At 72.2% G+C, this 23,369-nt stretch carries 27 protein-coding genes and 1 riboswitch; of the genes, 11 read left to right on the forward strand and 16 right to left on the reverse strand.

All coding sequences use genetic code 11. The features are described 5' to 3' along the window. The first annotated feature begins 153 nt into the window (after positions 1-153). Positions 154-1,425, forward strand: coding sequence for a serine hydrolase domain-containing protein (locus NRK68_RS15210; protein WP_257855999.1), 1,272 nt, complete (start codon positions 154-156; stop codon positions 1,423-1,425). Positions 1,426-1,476: 51 nt separating this feature from the next. Here the strand turns inward: NRK68_RS15210 and NRK68_RS15215 are convergent, their stop codons facing one another. Next, the gene (locus NRK68_RS15215; RefSeq protein WP_183067907.1) at positions 1,477-1,746 is read right to left on the reverse strand and encodes a DUF4031 domain-containing protein; all 270 of its coding nucleotides are present in this window, start codon (positions 1,744-1,746) and stop codon (positions 1,477-1,479) included. A 7-nt stretch (positions 1,747-1,753) separates the two neighbouring features. Beyond that, a complete protein-coding gene (locus tag NRK68_RS15220; protein WP_183067908.1) occupies positions 1,754-2,128 on the reverse strand; it encodes a DUF8819 family protein in 375 nt (124 codons plus the stop codon). Positions 2,129-2,986: 858 nt separating this feature from the next. Here NRK68_RS15220 and murQ point away from each other — a divergent pair. The 4 genes from murQ to NRK68_RS15240 are packed head-to-tail and all read left to right on the forward strand — an operon-like array spanning position 2,987 to position 6,561. Next, the gene (gene murQ / locus NRK68_RS15225) at positions 2,987-3,916 is read left to right on the forward strand and encodes an N-acetylmuramic acid 6-phosphate etherase (protein WP_183067909.1); all 930 of its coding nucleotides are present in this window, start codon (positions 2,987-2,989) and stop codon (positions 3,914-3,916) included. A gap of 30 nt (positions 3,917-3,946) precedes the next feature. Next, positions 3,947-5,518 (forward strand): PTS transporter subunit EIIC, encoded by a 1,572-nt coding sequence (locus NRK68_RS15230; protein WP_257856001.1) that lies wholly within the window; start codon positions 3,947-3,949, stop codon positions 5,516-5,518. Between the two features lie 60 nt (positions 5,519-5,578). Then, positions 5,579-5,977 carry a hypothetical protein gene (locus NRK68_RS15235; protein ID WP_257856002.1) on the forward strand — a complete coding sequence of 133 codons (399 nt, stop codon included), beginning with the start codon at positions 5,579-5,581 and terminating at the stop codon, positions 5,975-5,977. Then, the gene (locus NRK68_RS15240; RefSeq protein WP_257856003.1) at positions 5,974-6,561 is read left to right on the forward strand and encodes a GNAT family N-acetyltransferase; all 588 of its coding nucleotides are present in this window, start codon (positions 5,974-5,976) and stop codon (positions 6,559-6,561) included. The genes NRK68_RS15235 and NRK68_RS15240 overlap by 4 nt, the downstream gene beginning before the upstream one ends. A gap of 62 nt (positions 6,562-6,623) precedes the next feature. On the opposite strand, the gene NRK68_RS15245 is transcribed toward NRK68_RS15240, so the two are convergent. Genes NRK68_RS15245 through NRK68_RS15255 form a run of 3 tightly spaced genes read right to left on the reverse strand, consistent with a single transcriptional unit; the run spans position 6,624 to position 7,292 of the window. Next, complete coding sequence (locus tag NRK68_RS15245; protein ID WP_308296172.1) at positions 6,624-6,824, reverse strand: type II toxin-antitoxin system VapB family antitoxin; 201 nt, start codon at positions 6,822-6,824, stop codon at positions 6,624-6,626. Then, complete coding sequence (locus tag NRK68_RS15250; RefSeq protein WP_183067915.1) at positions 6,772-7,077, reverse strand: hypothetical protein; 306 nt, start codon at positions 7,075-7,077, stop codon at positions 6,772-6,774. The genes NRK68_RS15245 and NRK68_RS15250 overlap by 53 nt, the downstream gene beginning before the upstream one ends. After that, positions 7,074-7,292 carry a hypothetical protein gene (locus NRK68_RS15255; protein ID WP_183067916.1) on the reverse strand — a complete coding sequence of 73 codons (219 nt, stop codon included), beginning with the start codon at positions 7,290-7,292 and terminating at the stop codon, positions 7,074-7,076. The genes NRK68_RS15250 and NRK68_RS15255 overlap by 4 nt, the downstream gene beginning before the upstream one ends. Before the next feature lie 115 nt (positions 7,293-7,407). Here NRK68_RS15255 and NRK68_RS15260 point away from each other — a divergent pair, with 115 nt between their 5' ends. Both NRK68_RS15260 and NRK68_RS15265 read left to right on the forward strand, forming a co-directional pair. After that, positions 7,408-8,235 (forward strand): helix-turn-helix domain-containing protein, encoded by an 828-nt coding sequence (locus NRK68_RS15260; protein WP_183067918.1) that lies wholly within the window; start codon positions 7,408-7,410, stop codon positions 8,233-8,235. Continuing rightward, entirely contained in the window at positions 8,228-8,443 is a 216-nt protein-coding gene (locus tag NRK68_RS15265; protein WP_183067919.1) for a DUF397 domain-containing protein, read from the forward strand. The genes NRK68_RS15260 and NRK68_RS15265 overlap by 8 nt, the downstream gene beginning before the upstream one ends. Here NRK68_RS15265 and NRK68_RS15270 read toward each other — a convergent pair. Then, positions 8,430-9,830, reverse strand: a complete 1,401-nt coding sequence (locus NRK68_RS15270) for an outer membrane protein assembly factor BamB family protein (RefSeq protein WP_257856005.1) — start codon at positions 9,828-9,830, stop codon at positions 8,430-8,432. The genes NRK68_RS15265 and NRK68_RS15270 overlap by 14 nt on opposite strands. 63 nt (positions 9,831-9,893) lie before the next feature. Then, the gene (locus NRK68_RS15275; RefSeq protein ID WP_257856006.1) at positions 9,894-11,075 is read right to left on the reverse strand and encodes a S8 family peptidase; all 1,182 of its coding nucleotides are present in this window, start codon (positions 11,073-11,075) and stop codon (positions 9,894-9,896) included. Between the two features lie 393 nt (positions 11,076-11,468). Here NRK68_RS15275 and NRK68_RS15280 point away from each other — a divergent pair, with 393 nt between their 5' ends. Together NRK68_RS15280 and NRK68_RS15285 are read left to right on the forward strand one after the other, a co-directional pair. Then, positions 11,469-11,858, forward strand: coding sequence for a protease inhibitor I9 family protein (locus NRK68_RS15280; RefSeq protein WP_183067923.1), 390 nt, complete (start codon positions 11,469-11,471; stop codon positions 11,856-11,858). A 139-nt stretch (positions 11,859-11,997) separates the two neighbouring features. Then, entirely contained in the window at positions 11,998-13,713 is a 1,716-nt protein-coding gene (locus tag NRK68_RS15285) for a serine/threonine-protein kinase (RefSeq protein ID WP_257856007.1), read from the forward strand. 100 nt (positions 13,714-13,813) lie between these two features. Here the strand turns inward: NRK68_RS15285 and NRK68_RS15290 are convergent, their stop codons facing one another. From NRK68_RS15290 to NRK68_RS15310, 5 genes are all read right to left on the reverse strand, one after another. After that, entirely contained in the window at positions 13,814-13,999 is a 186-nt protein-coding gene (locus tag NRK68_RS15290; RefSeq protein ID WP_220819298.1) for a DUF8839 family protein, read from the reverse strand. A gap of 145 nt (positions 14,000-14,144) precedes the next feature. After that, complete coding sequence (locus tag NRK68_RS15295; protein ID WP_183067927.1) at positions 14,145-14,885, reverse strand: SDR family oxidoreductase; 741 nt, start codon at positions 14,883-14,885, stop codon at positions 14,145-14,147. 278 nt (positions 14,886-15,163) lie between these two features. Further along, positions 15,164-15,763 (reverse strand): phosphoribosylanthranilate isomerase, encoded by a 600-nt coding sequence (locus tag NRK68_RS15300; RefSeq protein ID WP_183067929.1) that lies wholly within the window; start codon positions 15,761-15,763, stop codon positions 15,164-15,166. 123 nt (positions 15,764-15,886) lie between these two features. Continuing rightward, positions 15,887-16,423, reverse strand: a complete 537-nt coding sequence (locus NRK68_RS15305; protein ID WP_257856008.1) for a hypothetical protein — start codon at positions 16,421-16,423, stop codon at positions 15,887-15,889. Between the two features lie 25 nt (positions 16,424-16,448). Next, the gene (locus NRK68_RS15310; RefSeq protein ID WP_257856009.1) at positions 16,449-17,042 is read right to left on the reverse strand and encodes a hypothetical protein; all 594 of its coding nucleotides are present in this window, start codon (positions 17,040-17,042) and stop codon (positions 16,449-16,451) included. 240 nt (positions 17,043-17,282) lie between these two features. Here NRK68_RS15310 and NRK68_RS15315 point away from each other — a divergent pair, with 240 nt between their 5' ends. Beyond that, complete coding sequence (locus NRK68_RS15315; protein ID WP_257856010.1) at positions 17,283-17,777, forward strand: Uma2 family endonuclease; 495 nt, start codon at positions 17,283-17,285, stop codon at positions 17,775-17,777. A gap of 117 nt (positions 17,778-17,894) precedes the next feature. Here the strand turns inward: NRK68_RS15315 and groL are convergent, their stop codons facing one another. The 4 genes from groL to thrC form a co-directional block, all read right to left on the reverse strand. Continuing rightward, complete coding sequence (gene groL, locus NRK68_RS15320) at positions 17,895-19,514, reverse strand: chaperonin GroEL (RefSeq protein WP_046778676.1); 1,620 nt, start codon at positions 19,512-19,514, stop codon at positions 17,895-17,897. Between the two features lie 317 nt (positions 19,515-19,831). Then, the gene (locus NRK68_RS15325) at positions 19,832-20,038 is read right to left on the reverse strand and encodes a cold-shock protein (RefSeq protein ID WP_030009783.1); all 207 of its coding nucleotides are present in this window, start codon (positions 20,036-20,038) and stop codon (positions 19,832-19,834) included. 385 nt (positions 20,039-20,423) lie between these two features. Continuing rightward, positions 20,424-20,702 carry a MoaD/ThiS family protein gene (locus tag NRK68_RS15330; RefSeq protein ID WP_030027575.1) on the reverse strand — a complete coding sequence of 93 codons (279 nt, stop codon included), beginning with the start codon at positions 20,700-20,702 and terminating at the stop codon, positions 20,424-20,426. 36 nt (positions 20,703-20,738) lie between these two features. After that, a complete protein-coding gene (thrC, locus tag NRK68_RS15335) occupies positions 20,739-22,037 on the reverse strand; it encodes a threonine synthase (RefSeq protein ID WP_183067933.1) in 1,299 nt (432 codons plus the stop codon). Beyond that, positions 22,031-22,188, reverse strand: a riboswitch (SAM riboswitch). Its footprint overlaps the gene before it by 7 nt. 185 nt (positions 22,189-22,373) lie before the next feature. Here thrC and NRK68_RS15340 point away from each other — a divergent pair. Continuing rightward, on the forward strand, positions 22,374-23,324 hold the full coding sequence (locus NRK68_RS15340; protein ID WP_183067982.1) for a glucosyl-3-phosphoglycerate synthase: 951 nt from the start codon (positions 22,374-22,376) through the stop codon (positions 23,322-23,324). The last annotated feature ends 45 nt before the right edge of the window (positions 23,325-23,369 follow it).

The raw sequence follows: 23,369 nt of genomic DNA on the forward strand, positions 1-23,369 counted from the left end.
TCCCGTCCTGAGTATCGGGATCGTCCCTGCCACCGGCGTCCCACCGCACGGGCTCCGGTCCCGGTCGCCGCCCCGGGCCCGCCTTCCTACGATGGGAAGGTCGGCTCGGGGATCCGGATACCGCTCGGGGACGTGCGTCAGGGGTGATCCTGCATGGGCCGGTACCGCACGCCCACCGTCCTGGCCGCCGCCTCCCTGCTGCTGACCGCGCTGTGCGCGGGCCAGGCCCCCGCCGCCGCCCCGCCGGGCCGGGTCGGCATCGACGACGTGATCGCCGAGAAGCTCGACGACGCGATCACCGCGGCCATGCGCGAGGCCGGCATCCCCGGTGTGGGCATCGGCCTGTGGATCGACGGCGACGAGCCCTACGTACGCGCCTTCGGCACCTCCGACAAGGCCACCGGCACCCCCATCAAGACCGACATGCACACCCGCATCGGCAGCGTCACGAAGACCTTCACCATCACCGGCGTCCTCCAGCTCGTCGACGACGGGAAGGTACGGCTCGACGCGCCGGTCTCGACGTACCTCGACGGGGTGCCCGGCGGCGACCGCATCACCGTCCGGCAGCTCGCCGACATGCGCAGCGGTCTGTACGACTACACCCAGGACCCGCGCATGCTGGCGGCCTACAAGGCCGACCCGTACCGCTCCTGGAAGCCGCAGGAACTGCTGGACATCGCCTTCCGGCACCCGGCGAACTTCCCGCCGGGCGCGCGCTGGGAGTACTCCAACACCAACACCGTCCTGCTCGGCCTGCTCGTCGAGAAGATCAGCGGCCAGCCCCTGCACACCTACCTGGAACAGCACGTCACCGAACCGGCCGGCCTCGACGCGACCTCGCTGCCGACCGGAGCGGAGATCACCAGCCCGTTCGTGCACGGCTACACGAACTTCACCCCGGACGGCGCGACCGTCGACGCCTCGCAGTGGAACCCGTCCTGGGCCTGGTCCGCGGGCGCGATGATCTCCACCGTCGACGACCTGCACGCCTGGGTCCCGACCCTGGTCAGCGGGCGGCTGCCCGACGGCGGCCGGCTGCTGGAACCGGGCACGCAGGCCCAGCGGGTGCGCATGCTGCCCACCGGGCACCCCGACGTCGGCTACGGGCTCGGCATCGCCGCCATCGACGGCTGGATCGGCCACAACGGCGAGCTGCCCGGCTACGAGACCATCGCCGTCCGCCTCCCGCAGGAGCGGGCCACCCTGGTGATCGTCGTGAACTCCGACGTCGACGGGAAGTTCGGCAACCTGAGCTCACTCGTCGCCAACAAGGTCACCGAGATCGTGACCCCGGAGCACGTCTGGTCCCTCCCGAAGGCGGCCCAGCCCAACGCGGTCCCTGAACCGTCCGCGTCGCCCGCGTCGCCCGCGTCGCCCGCCTCGCCCGCGTCGCCCGCGTCGCCCGCGTCGCCGCAGCCGTAGGGCCGTTCGCCCGGCCGTTCGGCTGGGTCCCGGCCCTGACGTCCCGCTCGGTCAGGCGGCCGGGCGGCCCTTCGGGCGGCGCAGGCCCGCCGCCGTGAGCCGGCGCACCAGCTCCTTGCTGCCGATCTCCACCGCACCCGCGCCGACGGCGTCGGCGTACCGGTGCGAGGGCACGTCGTAGTGGTCCCGCTCGAAGGCCCGCGACGGACAGCCGATGGACGCCGCGAAGGCGTGCAGCTCCTCGTACGAGACGTCGCTGACCAGGTGGGACCACATACGGCCGTGGCCCGGCCAGGTCGGCGGGTCGATGTAGACGGTCACGGGCGGCTCACCCGAGGCCGAGGACGGGCCCGAGGCCGCCGACCGCGGCCACTCTCACGCCCGCCTCCGAGCACACCCAGTGCGGGTCGGGTCCCAGCTCCGGCTCCACGTCCAGCGCGTGCGGTTCGCCGTGGGCACAGACCGGGCAGAGCGGCCAGCGCCCGTACTTCTCCAGCAGCGAGTCCTGCACGTCCTGGGCGACGAGCCCCGGAAGGTAGTCGACCCCCTCCGGCCACTGCTCCACCCACCACCGGCGGTGCGTGACCGAATCCTCGACGAGGGAGACGACGTCAGCATCGGCGACCTTGCCTGCGGCGAGATCGGCGAGCACGAGTGCGCGGGCGACGTGCAGCGCCTGCTCCAGGGGGGTCGTACGGTCCATGGGGCCATTGTGGACCTCCCGGGCGCCCATGAAGAAGGCCCGCCCGTCGTGGGCCCAATGGCGGATTGACCACCACCCCGCCCGAAAATAGCTTTCAGAGGTGCGCAAGAAGCCGAAAGCGACCCCCGCGGCCCCGCCGCGCGGCGGTCGGCACCGCGGGCCCGCCGCCCGCCCGCCGGAACTCCGCCGGCCGACCCGCGCCACCGGCCCGCGGACTCACGCCGCCCGCGCCGACGCCGCCGACCCGGTGGACTGCGGGCGGCTCACCCCGCCGGCCCGCGCGAAGCGCACGGTATCCGGCGTACACCGCCGCACCCCGCGCCTCGCCGCCGCGCGCACGGCCACCACGTCCCCGTTCACCGCCGGAACCGCAACGCAGCAGCCACAGCCTCAGCCACAGCCGTCGTGCACGTCGCCGCAGCGGGTCCCTGGGCGGGGACCGGTACGACGTGGGTGCCTCCGGCACCGTCGGCCGCAGCCTCGCCCACCAGCTGCCGCGCACCGGCTCGCCACCCGCCCTCGCACCACGAACCCCGCCCGCCGGGCGTACGGCCACGGGCCGCGGTGCGGCAGCCAGACGGCAGTGGTACGGGCGCTGCCGGGCCGACCCGCGCCAGCCAGCCGGCAGGGGCACGGGGCGCGGCCGGGCCGGGCCGGGCCGGGGCCGCGGCGCCCCGCCGCGCTTCGTCGGCACAGCCCCCGGGCCGCCGCCCCGGTCCAGAGGCCGACCCCCGCGACGGCCCGCACCGGTACCCGGCGCAGCCCGCCGCGCCCGCGGGGCCCCGCCGTACCCCCGCCGCGCCGCCCGCCTGCCACCGCACGCCCTCACGCACCGCCGAACCGCCGGAGGCTCCCGCCATGACCGCGTACGCCGAACTCCGCGCCCAGCTGGAGACGCTGACCACCGAGGCCTTCCGCCCCGAACTCGCCGAGATCGACCGGCTGTCCACCCTCGACATCGCCCGCACCATGAACGCCGAGGACGCCACCGTCCCGGCCGCCGTCGCCGCACAGCTCCCGCGGATCGCCGCCGCCATCGACGCGATCGCGGAGCGAATGGCCCGCGGCGGCCGCCTCGTCTACGCCGGCGCCGGCACCGCCGGCCGGATGGGCGTCCTGGACGCCAGCGAGTGCCCGCCCACCTTCAACACCGACCCGGCCGACGTCGTCGGCCTGATCGCCGGCGGCCCCTCCGCCATGGTCAAGGCCGTCGAGGGCGCCGAGGACTCCCCGCAACTGGCCGCCGACGACCTGGCCGCGCTGCGGATCGGGCCGGACGACACCGTCATCGGCATCTCCGCCTCCGGCCGCACCCCGTACGCGATCGGCGCCGTCACCGCCGCCCGCGACCGCGGCGCGCTCACCGTCGGCCTGTCCTGCAACGCCGGCTCCGCACTCGCCGCCGCCGCCGACCACGGCATCGAGGTCGTCGTCGGCCCGGAACTCCTCACCGGCTCCACCCGTCTCAAGGCCGGCACCGCGCAGAAGCTCGTCCTCAACCTGATCTCGACCATCACCATGATCCGCCTGGGCAAGACCTACGGGAACCTCATGGTCGACATGCGCTCCTCCAACGAGAAGCTGCGCGCCCGCGCGCGCCGCATCGTGGCGCTGGCCACCGGCGCCCCCGACGAGGAGATCGAGGCCGCGCTCACCGCCACCGGCGGCGAGGTCAAGAACGCCATCCTCGTCGTCCTCGGCGAGGTCGACGGCCCGGCCGCCGCCGAGCTCCTCGCCGCCTCCCGCGGCCACCTCCGCGCGGCCCTCGTCCGGGCCCGGACCCGCTGACCCACCCCCTACGGCAAGGCGACCCCCACCATGTCCACTGAGCCCCCCGAGCCCACCGAGCCCACCGAGCCCGCCCATCCCGCCGAGCCGACCGACAAGAACCGCGCCGCGGCCGCCGCGATCCTCCCCCTGGTCGGCGGCCCGGACAACATCACCGCGGTTGCTCACTGCATGACCCGCCTGCGCATCTCGCTGCGCGACCGCGCCCTCGTCCAGGACGAAGCCCTCAAGTCCCTCCCGGCGGTCCTGGGCGTGGTGGAGGACGACACGTACCAGATCGTGCTCGGCCCGGGCGCGGTCGCCCGCATCACCCCGGAGTTCGAGGCCCTGGTCGAGGAGGGCCGCTCGGCCGCGCCCCGCGCCGTGCCCCCTGCCGCCGCCCACTCCGCCCCCACCCCACCCCCCGTCACCGCCGGCGAACTCGCCGCCCAGGGCGCGGCCCTGAAAGAGGCCCGGAAGGCACGCAACGCCACCCCCTTCAAACTGATGCTGCGCCGGATCGCGAACATCTTCGTACCGCTGATCCCGGCCCTCATCGGCTGCGGGATCATCGCGGGCCTGAACGGCCTGCTCATGAATCTGGGCCTGTTGCCGTCCGTGGTCCCGGCGCTCGCCGCGATCGCGTCCGGCTTCATGTCGCTGATCGCGGTGTTCGTCGGCCACAACACCGCCAAGGAGTTCGGCGGCACACCGATCCTGGGCGGCGCGGTCGCCGCGATCATCGTCTTCCCGGGCGTCGCGAAGATCACCGTCCTCGGTACGGAGCTGAGGCCCGGCCAGGGCGGTGTCCTGGGCGCGCTCGCCGCCGCCCTGCTCGCCGTGTACGTGGAGAAGCGCTGCCGGCGGCTGGTCCCCGAGGCCCTGGACGTCCTGGTCACCCCCACCCTCACGATCCTGATCTCCGGCCTGGTCACCCTCTTCGGCCTGATGTTCCTCGCCGGTGAGGCCTCCGCCGCCATCGGCACCTTCGCCGACGGACTGCTGTCCATCGGCGGCGCCTTCGCGGGCCTGGTCCTGGGCGGGCTCTTCCTCCCGCTGGTGATGCTCGGCCTGCACCAGGCCCTGATCCCGATCCACACCACCCTCATCGAGCAGTCCGGCCACACCGTGCTGCTGCCGATCCTCGCCATGGCGGGCGCGGGCCAGGTCGGCGCGGCCCTCGCCGTCCACTGCCGCCTCCCGCGCAACGGCTCGCTGCGCGCCACCATCAGGTCGGCCCTCCCCGCGGGCTTCCTGGGCATCGGCGAACCGCTGATCTACGGCGTCTCCCTGCCGCTCGGCCGCCCCTTCGTCACGGCCTGTGTCGGCGGCGCGGCCGGCGGCGCGTTCGTCGGCCTCTTCAACCAGCTGGGCATGGCCTTCGGCTCGACGGCCATCGGCCCCTCCGGCTGGGCCCTCTTCCCGTTGCTGTCCGGCGGTTCCGGCCTGGGCGTCACCGTCGCGATCTACGCGGGCGGCCTGCTGACCGGCTACCTCGTCGGCTTCGCCGCCACCTACTTCTTCGGCTTCACGGGCCGAATGCTGACCGACCTCAACACCGGCCCTGACCCGGCCGCCCCGGACCCCGTGACGGGCTCCTCGAAGGAAGCGGCCCTGACCTAGAACCAGAAGGCCGCCGGCCGGGCGGGGCCCGCCCGGCCGGCCCTGGGCGAGGGTGTGGTCATGAAGCTTCCCGCCGGCGCCGTCGGCGCCACCGCCCGGCTCGACGTCGTCCGTATCGCCGCCGGCCCCGAACGGTGGGGCGACCCGATGACCGGCGACGTCACGGCCCGGTGGGAGGGCGCCGAAGCAGCCGGGGCCCTGGCGCTGATCGGGAGATTCCCCACCGCCCGGCAGACGCTCTGCGGCTTCGCCCCCGGCTGGGGCGTCCGCGCGTACGGCCACGACCCGGCCGCCCCGCCCCTCTTCGAAGCCGCCTTCTGCTACGGCTGCGACCTGGCCCGGCTCTGGGGCCCGGCGGTCCCGGAAGGCCTGGGCCGCCAGCCCTTCGCCTCGGACTCCCCCAACGCCCAGTACCTCCTGCTGCGTTTCCGCGAAGCCGCGGGCATGATCGGACCATGATCGACTCCATACCCCCCGTGGTCCCGGCCGGCCGGATGCGCGCCCTCACCCAGCCGGAACTCCCCCTCCCCGGCGGGATGCTGCTGCGCCCCTGGACCCGCGACGACGCCCCGGCGCTCATCGCCGCCCACCCCGACCCGGACATCCGGCACTGGAACCGCCCCAGCCGGCTGGACCTGGCCGGCGCCGAGGCGCGGATCACCCGCTGGCACGAGCGCTGGACGGCGGAGAAGGCCGGGACCTGGGCGATCGCCCCGGACGGTGGCCGGGCCGTCGGCCTGATCGGCATCGCCGACATCGACCTGGCGGGCGGCAGCGGCGAGATCCTCTACTGGCTGCTCCCCGCCGGACGCGGCACCGGCGTCATGGTGAAGGCCACCGACCGCCTGGCCCGCTGGGCCTTCGACGACCTCGGCCTGCACCGCGTGCGCATCACCCACTCCGTGGCCAACCCGGCCTCCTGCGCCGTCGCGACGAAGGCCGGTTTCCCCCTGGAGGGCACCATGCGCGGCGCCCTCCTGCACGCGGACGGCTGGCACGACGAACACCTCCACGCCCGCCTCCGCACGGACACCGCCCCATAGCGCCCCGCACCCCGCATCACGTCCGGGTCGCGCAGGTCGTCGAAGACGCCCTCATCCACCGGTTACACGAAGCGCCGCCGCCGGGCAGCGGCAACGAATTCAGCCGACGCACCGTTGATGGTCGCTCGCTTCGTGGTCGTGCCCAGGCTCTCCGCCGCTTCAGCGAGGAGTGCTTCATCCAGGTCCACCCCGAGCGGGCGAGTCCGCTGCTCACGCTCCGGCATCGGCCCCTCCGCCGGCCGTCCGCGAAAGGCCGGCCGCATCGTCCACCGAGTACGGTGCGCCCCGGTCGCCGAGGCCGTCGGTGCCCAGCCCCGGCGTCAGCAGTGCGCGCTCCTCCCGGACCGCATCGCGGCCCGGATCATCCGGCGGTCCGCCCCTCCATCCGGCGTCGGCGAGGTCCTTCTCCAGCCAGCACAGCTTCCAGGCCAGCTCGAACTCCCAGCTCTGCGCCACCGCGAAGAAGCCCTCCAGGGCCGCCTCGCAGCGAGCCCGCTCCCGGTCGCACTCGCTCACGGATGCGCCCGCTCGTGGAGTACGGCGGCCAGCCGGAGCGCGGTGTCCAGGTTGCAGCGCCCCAGGTCGACCAACGGTAGACCGTACGTACCGGCCGCCGAGACCCGTTCCACGCCCAGGGAGGGGAAGACGACGCCCACCCCGCCGAGCGCTTCCTTCAGCTCCCGTACGGCCTCCTCGGCCGCCTGGATCCGTTCCGTGGGCGTGAGCACCATGACATGTCACCTTTCTACTCTGAGTGGTCGGGTTCTGTACACAGCGTGGCGACCGGGTGGCTAGCCTTTCAAGGACGCACCGTGAACAACCCCACCTGTTGGCCCTGGAGTTGCCGTGGCAGGCAAGAACCTCGACCCCTCTTCCTCACCCCGCGCCCTGCTCGGCGCCGAACTCCGCGTGGCGCGCGAGCGTGCGGGCATGAGCCAGGCCGAACTGGGCGAACCGCTCTTCGTGAGCGGCTCGTTCATCGGCCAGCTCGAAACGGGCACCCGTCGGATGCACCTCGAATTCGCCCGCCAGATAGACGAAATCCTCGACACGAACGGCTTCTTCGCCCGCAACTGCGCCGCGGCGGCCAAGTCCAAGTACCCGGACCACTTCGCCGAAGCCGCTGAAGCGGAGGCTCTGGCGAAGACCATCCGCGACTACGCGCCGCAGCTCATCCCGGGCCTGCTCCAGACCGAGGCCTACGCACGCGCGGTATGTCGCGCCTACCAGCCGACCGCACCGGAGCAGGTGATCGACGAGCTGGTCGAAAGCCGTCTGGCTCGCGCCTCGCTCCTCGTTGATCCAACTACCCCACTGTTGTGGTGCGTGTTTGACGAAGCGGTCATCCGCCGCGAAGTCGGCAGTCGGGAGGTGATGGCCGAAGCGCTGCGGCACATCCTTGCCCTGGTCCGGTCCCACCGGATCATCGTCCAGGTGATTCCGTTCAGCGCCGGCGCACATGCGGGGATGATGGGGCTCCTGAAGTTGATGTCGTTCGACGACGCCCCACCGCTTTCCTACGCCGAAGGCAACGGAACCGGGCAGCTGTTTGACGATCCGGCCACGGTCGCCCGCCACGTGCTGAACTACGATCTGCTCACGGCCAGTGCACTCTCACCTCGGGAATCGCTGACCGTGATCGAGTCCGCGGCGAAGGATTACGAGCATGCCTGAATACGACCTGTCGGCGGCCATATGGCACAAGTCGAGCTACAGCGGCGGTGACGGCGGCGAGTGCTTGGAGATGGCCACCTGGCCGAGGTCCGACCACAGCGGGGCCAGCGGCAGCATCACGGTTCCCGTCCGGGACTCGAAGGTGCCGGAGGGCCCTCACCTCACCTTCCGCGGGCCCGCCTGGAAGGCGTTCCTCACCAGTCTCTGACCCGTTTCAGGGCCACGTACGACGGCAGTTCACCCGACGGGTCCAGGTTCACGAACGTGTAGCCCTCGACCCCCGTCGGGTAGATCTCGAACCGCCGGCCCAGCGGGACGTCCCGCAGGATCGTGGGCTCCGCGTCCGCCCGGCCCGTGGTGCCGTCCAGGTGCCACAGGTGCGTCCGGGCGGCGGTCGACGTCACCACGTCGACCCCGCCCGGAGCGCGGCCCTGCGCCAGCCCGAGGACCGTGGCCCCGTCGAGCCCGGCATGCCATACGCGGCGGCCGTCCAGCAGGGAGTACGCCGAGACCCCCGGGGCCTTGGCCTTCACCGGGAGGACGAGCAGGTCACCGCTGACGATCGGGCCCGGTTCCGGGAGGAGGTCCTCCTTCGGGCCCACCACCGGCACCGCGCCCCGCTCGCGCCCCGCATCGTCGAACAGCCGCACGGTGTCCCCAGCACGCAGCGCGACCGGTTGCGCCGACAGCATCCGCAGCTCCGCCGACGGGCCCACCCGCAGCGGGGTCTGCCACGCCGGGGTGCCCGTCCGCGCGTCCAGTGACACCAGCCGCGCCGAACCGGCGCCGGGGCAGTCCTCCACGTACAGGACGCGGTCGGCGGCGCCGTCGAGGGCGCGGGCCCGGCAGCCGGCCGGGACCGGCGTCCGCCAGCTTTCCCCGCCGCCGCGCAGGTCCACTCCGAGGAGGGCACCCTCCGTCACGACGACGGCCGTGGTGTCCACCACCGCGACCGGCGGGGAGGTCCCGTCGGCGGGCGGGGCCGCCGGGAAGTCCTTGGCCCACAGCTCCTTGCCCTGCTCCAGGTCCACGGCCGAGACCCGGGTGCCGCAGCCGCCCGAGGGCCGCGCTGCCGCGAGGAGCCCGATGTCGTGCGCGATGGTCCGGCTCAGCGCGCAGAAGGCCGTGCCTTCCGGGGCCTTGCGGCCTCCCGCGCTGCGGCCCTCGCCGTTGTAGAGGAACAGGGCGTCCGTGCGGACCCGTACGAGGCCTTGCGCGGGGCGCTGCCATGCACCGATCGGCTGCGCCGACTCCGGCTTCTCCGCCTGCCACCAGGTCCACGCGTACGCCTGCGGGCCGCGCATCCACTGGTAGCCCTGCCAGGCCGGCCACAGCGCGGCCAGTGCGACGGCCGCCGCCAGCCAGCGGACCGGCGCGCCCCGGCTGCCGCCGCGCCCGCGCGCCAGCAGTATGTACGCGAGGACGCCGAAGGCGGGGGTGAGCAGGAGCAGCAGGTCCCGGCCGCGGGTCCACTCGACGGTGGTCATCCAGCCGAGCAGCAGCAGGTACAGCACGGTCACGGCGGCGACGGCCGTGCCGGAGACGAACAGGGCGCGCGGCAGCCACCGCGCGCCCCGGGATGTGCGGTCGTCCATGATCCCCCCTGGCGGCGAGCCTAACCGGCCGCGCCGACAGGGGTCGGGTCATCGGGTCCCGGATCAGAGGCCGTTGGTGAACAGCAGCTTGTCGGGGCCGTTGTCACTGAGGTTCTGGATGACGTCCTCGGTGGCCTCGTTCTTCAGGAAGTTCGCGACCTCGGCCGGGCGGGCGCTGGGGTGCGCGGCCTTGTAGAGGGCGGCCACACCGGTGACGTGCGGGGCGGCCATGGAGGTGCCGTTCAGCGACACCGTGCCGCCGCCGATCCGCGCGGAGACGATGTCCTGACCGGGGGCGTAGAGGTCGAGGAGCTCGCCCCAGTTGGAGAAGTCCGTCTCCTGGTCGAAGCGGTTGGTCGCGCCGACGGTCACCGCGTTGGGGGTGGAGGCGGGCGAGACGAAGCGGGCGTCCCGGTTGTCGTTGCCGGCCGCGACGATCGGCAGCACACCCCGGTCGAACAGCGCGGCGGTGGCGTTGTTGACCGGTTCGAAGCGGTCCCCGCCCAGCGAGCCGTTCAGGACGGCGGGCTCGCGGGCGTTGGCGGCCACCCAGTCCAGGCCGGCGATGATCCCCGACCAGGAACCCCTGTTGTCACAGCCGAGGACCCGGACGCTGACGAGGGTCACCTTGTGCGCCACGCCGACGTTGCTGCCGCCGACCGTGCCCGCGACGTGCGTGCCGTGGCCGTGGCAGTCCTGGCCGTTGCGGCCGTCCCCGATGGCGTCGAAGCCGAAGAGCGCCCGGCCGCCGAACTCGGGATGGCGGTAGTCGATCCCGCTGTCGAGGATGAACGCGGTCACGCCCTGGCCGTTGGTGTTGGGGCTGAACTCGTTGTCCAGCGGCAGGAATCTCTGGTCGATCCGGTCCAGCCCCCAGGAGTTCGAGGGCGCCTTGGTCGTGACCCCGCTCGGCGGCGCCGGAGGGCCGGTCACCTGCCCGTCCTGGGCCACGGACAACACGCCGCGGGTGTGCCGGACCATCTTCAGCTGCTTCTCGGTGAGGGGCGCGGCGAAGCCGTTCAGCGCCGTCTCGTAGGTGAACTTCGCCGTCACGCCCACGGACTCCGCGACCTTCGCGGGATCGACGGACTTGGCGAGCGTGACGATGTAGCTGCCGGCGATGGCGTTCGTGGAGGTGATCAGCGGCGCCGGGGTCGGCTCAGGGCCTGCGGCGGAGGCCGTACCTGCCGCCACCGGGGTGACGGTGAGGAGGGCTGCGGTGGCGAGGCGGGCGAGCATGCGCATGAAAGGGGGCTCCCTTGGGGGGTGCGGGGGTGCGGGGGTGCGGGGATGGAGGGGTGGCATGGGTGAAGCCGCGCCCGCGGCGTCGAACACCTCCGCGGGAGCGGCCCCTCCTTGCATCGGGCGGCTGCTCGGCGCGGCTTGAACCGCTGCCCCCGGCCGGCCGATCGGCCCGCGGTCCCGTCGGCTCGGCGCCCCTGAGCGCTGCAGAAAGGGTTAACCACCTCTGCCGCCGGGCCTGCCGCGCCCGGCCGTACCTCCGATGGCCGTCGCGGCAAGATCACCCGTACGGGCCGCCACCACTCCAGGGGGGCGCACGGCGGGAGCGCCGCCCGTGCACCCGCCACACCCCGGCACGTCTTTGACCCGCCGCGCGGCGCGTGATGCCCTCCCTGCATGCGCATCCTCCTGAGCCGGGCGGGCCGAGCCCTGCCCCTGGTCGCGGCCGCCGCCGCGCTGGCCACCGTCACCGCCCTCCCCGCGGCCTCGGCCGCCCTCGCCGCTCCCGTCGCCGCTCCCGTGACCGCCGCCGCGACCGCTCCCGTGCCCGTGGCGCGTGCGGCCGCCGGCGACGAAGCCCCGTACATCGTCACTGTGCACAAGGACTTCGATCCGAGGGCGGTCGCCAGGATGGTCGGGGCCTCCCCGGACTACGTCTTCCGCACCGCCCTGCACGGCTTCTCCGCCCGGCTGACCCCCGGCCAGGTCCTGGCCCTGCACGTCCTTCCCGGTGTGGAGTCCGTCCAGGAGGACGGCGGCGTGTCCTCCTTCGACACCGCCGGCTGACCGGAACACCGGCTTCGGCACGCAAGCCGCCCCCGGCGACCCGCTCCCCGCTCCCCGGCACGCCCCCGTCCCCGCCCGGCGCTTAGGGTTACGTGGATCAACCCATCGGTTGATCGGGGCGTGGGTCGGGGGGAGACCGATGAACAGCGCGACCGAAGTTTTCCAGCCGCTGCGGGCTGACGATCCGCGGACCGTGGGCGGCTACCGCCTCGCCGCCCGGCTCGGGTCGGGGGGCATGGGCCGGGTCTACCTGTCGCACACCCAGGGCGGCCGGCCCGTCGCGATCAAGGTGGTGCATCCCGATCTGGCCGACGACCCGACCTTCCGGCGGCGCTTCCGCCGGGAGGTGGAGGCCGCGCGGCGGGTCCGGGGGGCGTACACGGCCGAGCTGATCGACGCCGACGCGGAGGCGACACCGCCGTGGCTGGCCACCGTGTACGTGCCCGGTCCCTCGCTGTCGGAGGCCGTCGCCCGGCGCGGGCCGCTGCCGGAGGCCGCGGTGGTGTGGCTGATGGCGGGCGTGGCCGAGGCACTCGTGGCCGTACACGGTGCGGGCATCGTGCACCGGGACCTGAAGCCGTCGAACGTACTGCTCGCCGCCGACGGGCCCCGCGTCATCGACTTCGGCATCTCCCAGGCCTCCGGCCTGACGGCCACCGCCACGGGCCACACCATCGGCACGCCCCAGTACATGGCTCCCGAGCAGGGGCTGGCCGGTGAGACCACGCCGGCCACCGACGTCTTCGCGCTGGGCCAGACGGCGGCGTTCGCGGCACTGGGCAAGCCGCTGTACGGGGACGGCCCCTCCATGACCGTGCTGTTCCGGATCGTGCACTCCAAGCCCGACCTGATGCTGCTGCCGGAGCGGCTGCGCCCGCTGTTCGCGCTGTGCCTGGCCGCCGACCCGGAGGAACGGGCCACCCCGGCGGAGGTCCTGGCGTGGTGCCGCGCGTACCTGGGCGAGGAGGCGGCCACGGGCGCCGGACCGGCCGTCTGGCGGGAGGTCGCCGGCCTGGACGAGGAGATACCGGCGCCGGTCGCAGAGCCGCGGCCTCAGCCGCGGCCCGCCTCGCCGGACACCACGTCGGGGGACGCCGCGGGGGACGCGGGGGGCACCACCGGGGACGCCGCCGGGGACGCCGCCGCGCAGGGCGGGGCGCACCCGACGTCCGTCCCGGCCGGAGCCGCGGCGCCGGCCACGTCGACCGCAGCGGCTGTATCGACCGCGGCAGCCGCGTCCGCGGCAACGGCGGCGGGGAGCAGGCGGCGGCGGACCGCGCGGATCGCCGTCGTGGCGGCGGTCACGGGTGCGCTCACGCTGGGCGGCCTGGGCTGGAAGCTCATGGACGTCACGGACCGGGCGGCCGAACGCGAGGCGGCGGCGGCCAAGGCGTCCGGCCCGGCCCCGGCGGCGCTCCGCTCCGCCCCGGCCCCCGCTCCGACGCCGAGCGCGTCCCAGCCGCCCAAGCCCATGCCCTACCCCGGGCTGGAGCTGAACGAGGAGAACTCCATCAGCTTCAACGAGCCCGTCCAGCACGAGGACGGTGACCGGACGGGCGACATCCGCATGAAGTGCGGGATGGCCCGCGGCTGCATGATGGAGAGCGACGCGAGCGTGTTCTCCATGCCGCGGAAGGCGGGCACCGGGAACCTCGAAACGTGCCGCGAACAGCTGAGGTTCGCCCGTCAGAACGATCTGACACTGCACGTCCTGGCCGCCGGCAGCGAGGTCTGCGTGAAGCACCCGTCCGGGGACATCGCGCTGTTCGTCATCGGGATCAAGTCGGCCCCGGGCCTGTCGAAGGACCCCAGCTGGCTCAGGGCCGACATGACGATCTGGCGCGCGGCCTCCTGATGCACGGCCCGCTGATGCACGGCCTCCTGACGCACGGCCCGTTGATGCACGGCCTTCTGATGCACGGCCTCCTGACGCACTGCCTCCTGACGCACTGGCGTCACCCCGCCCTGCGCGGCGCGTCCGTGTCCAGGGGGGCCACGACGAGGAAGGCGTCGCTGTCGAGGTCCATCACGACGGTCGCCCGCTGCCCCCGCTCCCGGCACCTGGCCGCGTACTCCTCGGCCGGCCGACTGCCGTAGGGGTCACCGGCGGGAAAGGAGTCCAGCACCTTCGTACGGCGCACCGCTGCCACCTCCTGGACGACGGACCGTGGTCACCGTCCTGGTGCCCCGTGCGCCGGACCCCATGCGCGTCGGCCGCCCCGCCGGCGGGGACGCCGGTGGCAACACCGGCGGTGTTGCCACCGCCCGCGCGGTGTTGCGGGCCGGTCAGAGGCCGGAGCCACCCGTGGCGTCGACCACGCGGCCCGTCACCCACCGGCCGGCGTCGGAGGCGAGGAAGCCGACGACGTCGGCGATGTCCTCGGGGCGGCCGGTCCGGCCGAGCGCCGCGACGGACGCGGCGTGCGCCTCGGCCTCGGCGTTGCCGCGCAGCCAGCCGGCGTTCATGTCGGTGTCGACGATGCCGGGAGCCACCGAGTTCACGGTGATCCCGCGCGCGCCCAGGACCTTCGCCAGGTTCAGCGTCAGGGTGTCCAGCGCGCCCTTGGTCGCCCCGTAGGCGAGGATCTCGGGCATCGCGATGCGGGCGGCGCCGCTGGAGACGTTGATGACCCGGCCTCCGTCGCGCAGCCGCCCGAGGGCCTCCTGCACGACGAAGAAGGGCGCGCGTACGTTCACCGCGAAGACCCGGTCGAAGTCCTCCTCGGTGACCTGGCCCAGCGGGACGGGCAGTCCGATGCCCGCGTTGTTGACGATGATGTCGACCCCGTCGAGGCCGAGTTCGTCGTACGCCGCCCAGAGCGCGGCCGAAGCGCCCGGCAGACCGAGTTCCGCCCGGAGGGCGAAGGCGCGTCCGCCGTCCTCGGTGATCCGCTCGACGGTCTCGCGCGCCGCCGTCGCGTCGTTCGCGTAGGTCAGTACGACGGTGTCGCCGTCGGCGGCGAGCCGTTCGGCGATGGCCCGGCCGATGCCCCGGCTGCCGCCCGTGACCAGTGCTGTCTTCCCCATGACAGTTCCCCCTCGATTTCCGTAACGGTCACTACAGAATGAATCTAACACAAGATCGCCAAGGGTCGACAGGAGAAAATGACTAGGGGGTGTCCGGCGGATCAGGGTCGGACAGCCCGGGTCGTCCGGTGCCATGGGGTCTCCCCAGGCCCGCAGGGCCGAGGGGAAGGAATGCAAGGCGGAGGAGGGAGCCCACGCGGAGCGTCGGCGACCGACGACAACGCGGCAGGCCGCGGTGCCGGGCGGCCCGGGCCCGGCCCTGATCCGCCGGACACCCCCTAGCTGCGGGCCGCCTCGACGAAGGCGCGGATGAGGTCGGGCGACTTCACCCCGCGCTCCCGCTCCACACCGCTGGACACGTCCACACCCCACGCCGCGGTGGCCGCGAGCGCCTCGCGCACATTGCCCGGATTGAGCCCGCCGGCCAGCAGCCACCGCCCCTCGGGTGCGGTGAAGTCCGCCGCCCCCCAGTTCCACGGCTTGCCGGAGCCCGGGTCGGGGGCGTCGAGCAGCAGCAGGTCCTCGCCGTACTCACCGCAACGCTCCACGCGCCCGGCGGTGGCCCGCAGCAGGGTGCGGCCCTCGGCGCGCAGCGCCGCGAAGTCCTCGGGGCCCTCCTCGCCGTGCAGCTGCACGCCCCGCACACCGCTCTCCTCGGCGAACCGGCGCACCTCCTCGACGGACTGCCCGCGGAACACCCCGACGGTCAGCACCGTGTCCGGTACCCGCGCCGCCAGCTCGCGCGCGGTGGCCGCGTCGACCGTACGGGGGCTGCCGGGAGCGAACACGAACCCGACGGCATCGGCCCCGGCCGCCACCGCGGCGTCGACGTCCGGCGCGGTCCTGAGCCCGCAGATCTTGACGAAGAGGTCAGCCATGCACCCAGCCTATGCCGACCCCGGCGGCCGGCACCGGGCCCGCCCGCATACCGAACGGCACGGGCCGCACCGGCCGCACGGGCCGCACGCGCGGCGCGGGCGCGGCGCGGGCGTGCTGCGGTGTCAGCGGCCGATCTGCACGGGCCCCAGCACCGCTCCGCCGATGGCCGCGGCGAGATGCGCCGCACCGACCTCGTCGGCGGACCGGAAGTGCACGTACACCGTGTGCCGGCCGTCGGGATGCTCCCCGTTGACGTCCAGCTCCACGCGCTGGTTGGTCGGGTCGGCCGTGTGGGACGGTATCTCGGGGACCCAGGGCCAGGCCCCGTACCAGAGCAAGGTGGCCGCACCCTCGCCCAGCGCCCGCAGGAGCGCCCCCTCGACCGGGCCCGGAGCCGCGTACGAGTCCACGGTCAGCGGCAGCACGGCGGCCAGCTCCCGGTCACCGCCGGGCAGGGCGGCCCCCAGGTACCAGGTGTCCGCCGCCCAGTCGTAGGACGGCTCGAACATGCCGGTCGGCATGAGCGCCCCGAGCACCCGGGCCTCCGTGACGGTGGTCGCCTGCGCGCACAGCCACATCTCCGGTTCGAGCGGCCGCATCCGCGCGCACAGCAGCCGGGCCCGCCGATGGGCCTCCCCGAGATCATCGGTCCGGTACACGGGGTACGCCCGCGAACTTCCCACCTCAGCCCTGCTCCGGCTCGCCCAGGACGGCCCCGCCGATCGCGGCGGCGAGCCGCTCGGCCCGGCCGCGGTCACCGTGCTTGGTCACGTGGACGTAGACCCTGTGGATCCCGGCGACCTGCTCACACCATTCGCAGGCTTCGCTGTTGAGGACCAGTTGCACGCCGTCGTACGCCGGCGAGGGGGACGAGCCCAGCTCGGGCTCGTCGGGCCAGCACCCCTCCCACCGCACCGAGGCCGGCCCGGCGCCCATGGCACGCACGAAGTCCTCGTCACGGACCCCGTCCGGCAGCTCCTCCTGGGAGAACCACAGCGGCACCTCCCCCGCCAGTTCCGCGTCGGTGGCCGTCCGTACATCCAGATCGAAGTGGACGGGCTCACCCGTCACGGGGTCCGTGCGGATCTCCGCATGGTCGTAGATCGCGTCCGGCAACAGGGCTGCCATCCGCCGCACGTCCGCGACCGTCCGCAGCTCGGCCCCCACGTACACCTGTGCGTACCGCGTGGCCAGCAGCCCGCACAGATGTCGCGCCTTCGCGTACGCCTCGGCGGGATCAGTGGTGCGCAGCACGGGATAAGCGACGGAGGTGCCCATAGCCGTACGTTCACACGCCCCCGCCCACCCCGGCCAGCGGTTTTCACCACCCGATCGAAGGGGACCGCTCCGAGGACCGGGCGGGGGCCCCCGCCGCGACACTAGCCTTGAACGGCACGGGCTCAGCGCTCCACGCCATCCCGGAGGAATACGGTGACGATCATGATCGAGCGGGCCACACCCATAGATGCGTTGTCGGCGCCACCAGCCTTCGAGGACCTTCTGCGCACGGTCGCGGAAATGGACACACCAGACGGCTTCAAGGCCGAGCTCATCCGGGGGAAGATCGTCGTGTCACCGTTTTCCAGGCTGCGCTACTCGCGCCCCATGCGCCTGCTGCGGGAACAGCTCCAGTCCCATGTTCCCGAAGGTCACTTCGCCGATACCTCTCCCTTCCTCTTCCGGTTCCCGGATGCGAAGCGCGGCTACGGACCCGATCTGTATGTCGCGGACGAGGCGGCTTTCGAGGAGGACGGGCTTCACGCGGACGGTGCGGCACTCTCCCTGGTGGGAGAGTTCACGTCCGTCTCCACCAAAGACGCCGACTGGAAGGAGAAGCTCGACGTCTACGGACGCCTCGTCCCGATCTACCTGGTCGTCGACATGCAGGACGCGGAGATCACCTGCTTCCACGACCCGTCGCCCCACGGCTACCGCGCCCGTACGACGGTGTCCTTCGGTGAGGCCCTGCGCGTCCCCGCACCGTTCGACTTCGCGCTCGACACCGCGTTCTGAACGTTCCGGCTCCGGCTCCGGCTCTGGTTCCGGTTCCGGTTCCGGGAACGCCCGAGGGCGGCACCCCCGTCGGGGTGCCGCCCTCGTTCGAGAACAGCCGATCAACCGTCAGGTCGATCAGAAGTCCATGTCACCGCCCGGCATGCCGCCCGGAGCGGCCGCGGCCTTCTCCGGCTTGTCGGCGATGACGGCCTCGGTGGTCAGGAACAGCGCGGCGATCGACGCGGCGTTCTGCAGCGCGGAGCGCGTGACCTTCGCCGGGTCGATGATGCCCTCGGCGATCATGTCGACGTACTCACCGGACGCGGCGTTCAGGCCGTGACCGATCGGGAGGTTGCGCACCTTCTCGACGACGACGCCGCCCTCGAGACCACCGTTGACGGCGATCTGCTTCAGCGGGGCCTCCAGCGCGAGCTTCACGGCGTTGGCGCCGGTCGCCTCGTCACCGTCGAGCTCCAGCTTCTCGAAGACCGCGGAGGCCTGCAGCAGGGCCACGCCACCACCGGCGACGATGCCCTCCTCGACGGCCGCCTTCGCGTTGCGAACGGCGTCCTCGATGCGGTGCTTGCGCTCCTTGAGCTCGACCTCGGTCGCGGCACCGGCCTTGATGACGGCCACGCCGCCGGCCAGCTTCGCCAGGCGCTCCTGGAGCTTCTCGCGGTCGTAGTCCGAGTCGGAGTTCTCGATCTCGGCGCGGATCTGGTTCACGCGACCGGCGACCTGGTCGCTGTCACCGGCACCGTCGACGATGGTCGTCTCGTCCTTGGTGATGACGACCTTGCGGGCGCGGCCGAGCAGGTCGAGACCGGCGTTCTCCAGCTTGAGGCCGACCTCCTCGGAGATGACCGTACCGCCGGTGAGGATGGCGATGTCGCCGAGCATGGCCTTGCGGCGGTCGCCGAAGCCCGGGGCCTTGACGGCGACGGACTTGAAGGTGCCGCGGATCTTGTTGACAACCAGGGTCGACAGGGCCTCGCCCTCGACGTCCTCGGCGATGATCAGCAGCGGCTTGCCGGACTGCATGACCTTCTCCAGGAGCGGCAGCAGGTCCTTGACCGAGCCGATCTTGGAGTTGACGATCAGGATGTACGGGTCGTCGAGGGACGACTCCATGCGCTCCATGTCGGTGGCGAAGTACGCCGAGATGTAGCCCTTGTCGAAGCGCATACCCTCGGTGAGCTCCAGCTCCAGACCGAAGGTCTGGGACTCCTCGACGGTGATGACGCCTTCCTTGCCGACCTTGTCCATGGCCTCGGCGATGAGCTCGCCGATCTGGGTGTCGGCGGCGGAGATGGAGGCCGTGGAAGCGATCTGCTCCTTGGTCTCGACATCCTTGGCCTGGGCGAGCAGGGCGGCGGAGACGGCCTCGACGGCCTTCTCGATACCACGCTTGAGGGCCATCGGGTTGGCACCGGCGGCCACGTTGCGCAGGCCCTCGCGGACGAGCGCCTGGGCCAGGACGGTGGCGGTGGTCGTACCGTCGCCGGCGACGTCGTCCGTCTTCTTGGCGACTTCCTTGACCAGCTCGGCGCCGATCTTCTCGTACGGGTCCTCGAGCTCGATCTCCTTGGCGATGGAGACACCATCGTTGGTGATCGTGGGGGCGCCCCACTTCTTCTCAAGGACGACGTTGCGACCCTTGGGGCCAAGGGTGACCTTGACGGCGTCGGCGAGCTGGTTCATCCCACGCTCGAGGCCGCGACGGGCCTCCTCGTCGAACGCAATGATCTTGGCCATCTGAAGTGGTCCTCCCGGACAGCGGTGGATTGCTCCCAGGACCGCGCCCGCGCCCGCGACGGACGGCCTGCGTGCCCGGCGGTTCCTTCCCACCGGACCCTGCGGGCCTCACCGACCCGGTCCTCGTTTCAGTAGCACTCTCACTCGTAGAGTGCTAACGCCAATGATTAGCACTCGACCCCCTGGAGTGCAAGCGGCTTCGACGAAGGCCCTGGTGACACGCGAGGGGCCCACATCCCGGACACGGGATGTGGGCCCCTCGTAGGTCTTCCGGGTCTTCGACGGAAGACCGAGCGTCGGTGGTCGATGCTCCGGGACTAGCCGAGCGCGAGCTTGACCATGTCCGCCTGCGGACCCTTCTGGCCCTGCGAGATCTCGAACTCGACCCGCTGACCCTCTTCAAGGGTGCGGTACCCGTCCATCTGGATGGCGCTGTAGTGGACGAACACATCCGCACCACCGTCGACCGCGATGAAGCCGTAGCCCTTCTCCGCGTTGAACCACTTGACGGTGCCCTGAGCCATGCCTAACTCCCCTATTACTGGCCCTTGCGCGGGAACGCACTTCGCGTTACCGGGTCAGAACTTGCGTCGGAACGCTTCGACCGAGGCTGAATGTATCTGCGCGAGTGCTGTCTGCAACAGGTCAATCCGACGAGAAATCTGGACACCGAGAAAGTTTGAAATAGAGTGAAAATTTGGCATATTCCAGGGCAACTCGGGCCAGACATATCTCGCCAAAGCCCCATACGGCACCCGCACATTGACCCGATGTCGACCCTCACGCGACCCGTTCATATGCGGCGGGCAAGTCCAGCGGAGGGGACTTCCCCAACTGTACCGTGCCCAATCAAACAGAATTACCCCCTCCGCTTTTAGCGGAGGGGGTAATTTCGGTTTACCGGGTGGGTCAGCAGCCGCCCGCGACGGCCGGAATGATCGAGACGCCCGCGCCGTCCGGCGTGACCGCCTCCAGCCCACCCTCGAAGCGCACATCGTCGTCGTTGACGTAGACGTTCACGAAGCGGCGGAGCTTGCCCTGGTCGTCCAGGACGCGCGCGGCGATGCCCGGGTGGTTCTTCTCCAGGGACTCGATGACCTCGGCGAGGGTCGCGCCCTCGGCCGGGACCTCGGCCTGACCGCCGGTGTAGGTGCGCAGGATGGTGGGGATGCGGACGTTGACGCTCATGGCGCTACTGCCTTTCCGGTAGTACGTGGAGGGTGGTCAGGCCAGGCCGGCGGCGCGGAACGCGTCCAGGCTCGGGCGGATGGTGGCGGTCTGCCCGCTGTCCGCGGCCACCGCCTCCAGGGTCTTGAGGCCGTCACCGGTGTTGAGGACGACGGTGGTCAGCGCCGGGTCGAGCTGCCCGTTCTCGATGAGCTTCTTCGTCACGCCGACGGTCACGCCGCCCGCGGTCTCCGCGAAGATGCCCTCGGTCTGCGCGAGGATCTTGATGGCCTCGACCACCTGCTCGTCGGTCACGTCCTCGACGAAACCGCCGGTGCGGCGCGCGATGTCCAGGACGTACGGGCCGTCCGCCGGGTTGCCGATCGCGAGGGACTTCGCGATGGTGTTCGGCTTCTGCGGGCGGACCACGTCGTGACCGGCCTTGAAGGCGGTCGACACCGGGGAGCAGCCCTCGGCCTGGGCCCCGAAGATCTTGTACGGCTTGTCCTCGACGAGGCCGAGCCTGATCAGCTCCTGCAGACCCTTGTCGATCTTCGTGAGCTGCGAGCCGGACGCGATCGGGATGACGATCTGGTCGGGCAGCTGCCAGCCGAGCTGCTCGCAGATCTCGTAGGCGAGGGTCTTGGAACCCTCGCCGTAGTACGGGCGCAGGTTGACGTTGACGAAGCCCCAGCCCTCGCCCAGCGGGTCACCGATGAGCTCGGAGCAGAAGCGGTTGACGTCGTCGTAGTTGCCCTCGATGCCGACCAGGTCACCGCCGTACACACCGGCCATGACGACCTTGCCCTGCTCCAGGTCGTGCGGGATGAACACGCACGAGCGGAAGCCGGCCCGGGCGGCCGCGGCGCCGACGGCGCCGGCCAGGTTGCCGGTGGAGGAGCAGGACAGCGTGGTGAAGCCGAAGGCGCGGGCGGCCTCGACGGCGATGGCCACGACGCGGTCCTTGAAGGAGTGCGTCGGGTTGCCGGAGTCGTCCTTGACGTACAGCTTGCCGGTGACGCCCAGCTCCTTGGCCAGGTTGGCCGCGTCGACGAGCTTGGTGAAGCCGGGGTTCAGGCTGGGCTTGGCGGCCACGTCGGCGGGGACGGGCAGCAGCGGCGCGTAGCGCCAGATGTTGTTCGGGCCGGCCTCGATCGCGGCGCGCAGGGCTTCGGGGTCACCGGTCGGCAGCTCGTAGGCGACTTCCAGAGGTCCGAAGCACTCGGCGCACGCGAAGATGGGACCGAGCTCGAAGCGGGTACCGCACTCGCGACAGGAAAGGCCCGTGGCAGGTCCGAGATCGACAGAGGTGGCGACAGTCTGTGCAGCCATGATGGCGAGGCCCTTTCTCCTCATCTTCCCCATGGCGCATTTCGCCATGAGACGGAATTGGCACCTTCCCTAGCCGGGGACCTCGCTGACGAGCGCTGCTGCGCGATCGCGAGAACCGACTGGAGGGTTGCCGGGGCTTCAACGGGCCGTGTCCCTCTGCCCCTCTGGATGAGCGGTATGGCACCGGCACACGCGCTCTGTGGCGCGCCGGTGCGTTTGTGCGCGGGGGACCCCGGCATGCGGTGGTCCTTCGCGTTGTTCAAGACTGTAACCGAAGGGACGGGCGGGTGAGACAGCCGTCCGAACCGCGAGATGGATCACAAAGACGGCCATATCGCCGACACGCAGGGAGTACTGAGGGTGCTGGAAGAGGTGGAGCGCTGGCTGGCCGACCGCTCCTGGTCCGCCGCCGACCGACCGCTCGACCAGCTGCTCGACCTCAAACGGGCGGCCGGGACCACGGTCAGCGTGGTGCTGCCCGCGCTGGACGAGGAGGCAACGGTCGGCGCGATCGTCGAGGTCATCCGGCGTGAGCTGATCGAGGGACTGCCCGTCCCGCTCGTGGACGAGCTGGTCGTGGTCGACTCGGGCTCGGCCGACCGGACCGCCGAGGTCGCGGCGAAGGCCGGCGCCCGGGTGGTGCACCGCGACGAGATCCTGCCGAGGATCCCGGCGCTGCCCGGCAAGGGCGAGGTGCTGTGGCGCTCGCTGCTGGCCACCACCGGCGACATCGTCTGCTTCGTCGACGCCGACCTGCGGGACTTCTCGGCCACCTTCGTCTCCGGGATCGTGGGCCCGCTGCTCACCGACCCCGGCGTGCAGTTCGTCAAGGCGATGTACGACCGCCCGCTGGGGGACGCTCCCGGCCAGGGCGGCCGGGTCACCGAGCTGGTCGCCCGCCCGCTGCTGAACCTGCACTGGCCGCAGCTGGCCGGCTTCGTCCAGCCGCTGGGCGGCGAGTACGCCGTACGGCGCACGCTGCTGGAGCGGCTGCCGTTCCCGGTGGGCTACGGGGTCGAGCTGGGCCTGCTGGTCGACGCGCTGCACACGGTCGGACTGGACGCGCTGGCCCAGGTGGACGTGGGCGTGCGGCTCCACCGCCATCAGGGCGGGCAGGCGCTGGGCCGGATGGCCGCGGCGATCTACCGCACGGCCCAGGTACGGCTCTCGCGCGGACACCTCGTACGGCCGGAGCTGACGCAGTTCGAGCGGGGCCCGGAGGGCTTCGTGCCGCACACGTACCCGGTGGACACCGAGGAGCGGCCGCCGATGCTGGGCGTGAAGGAGTACGGCCGGCGCCGGGTGGCGTGACGTGTCCATACGTTTGAGCGAGCGTGGGCCGGGCTAGGTTCGGCG

The organism is Streptomyces yangpuensis, assembly GCF_024666385.1.
In the GTDB taxonomy this organism is placed as follows: Bacteria; Actinomycetota; Actinomycetes; order Streptomycetales; family Streptomycetaceae; genus Streptomyces; species Streptomyces yangpuensis.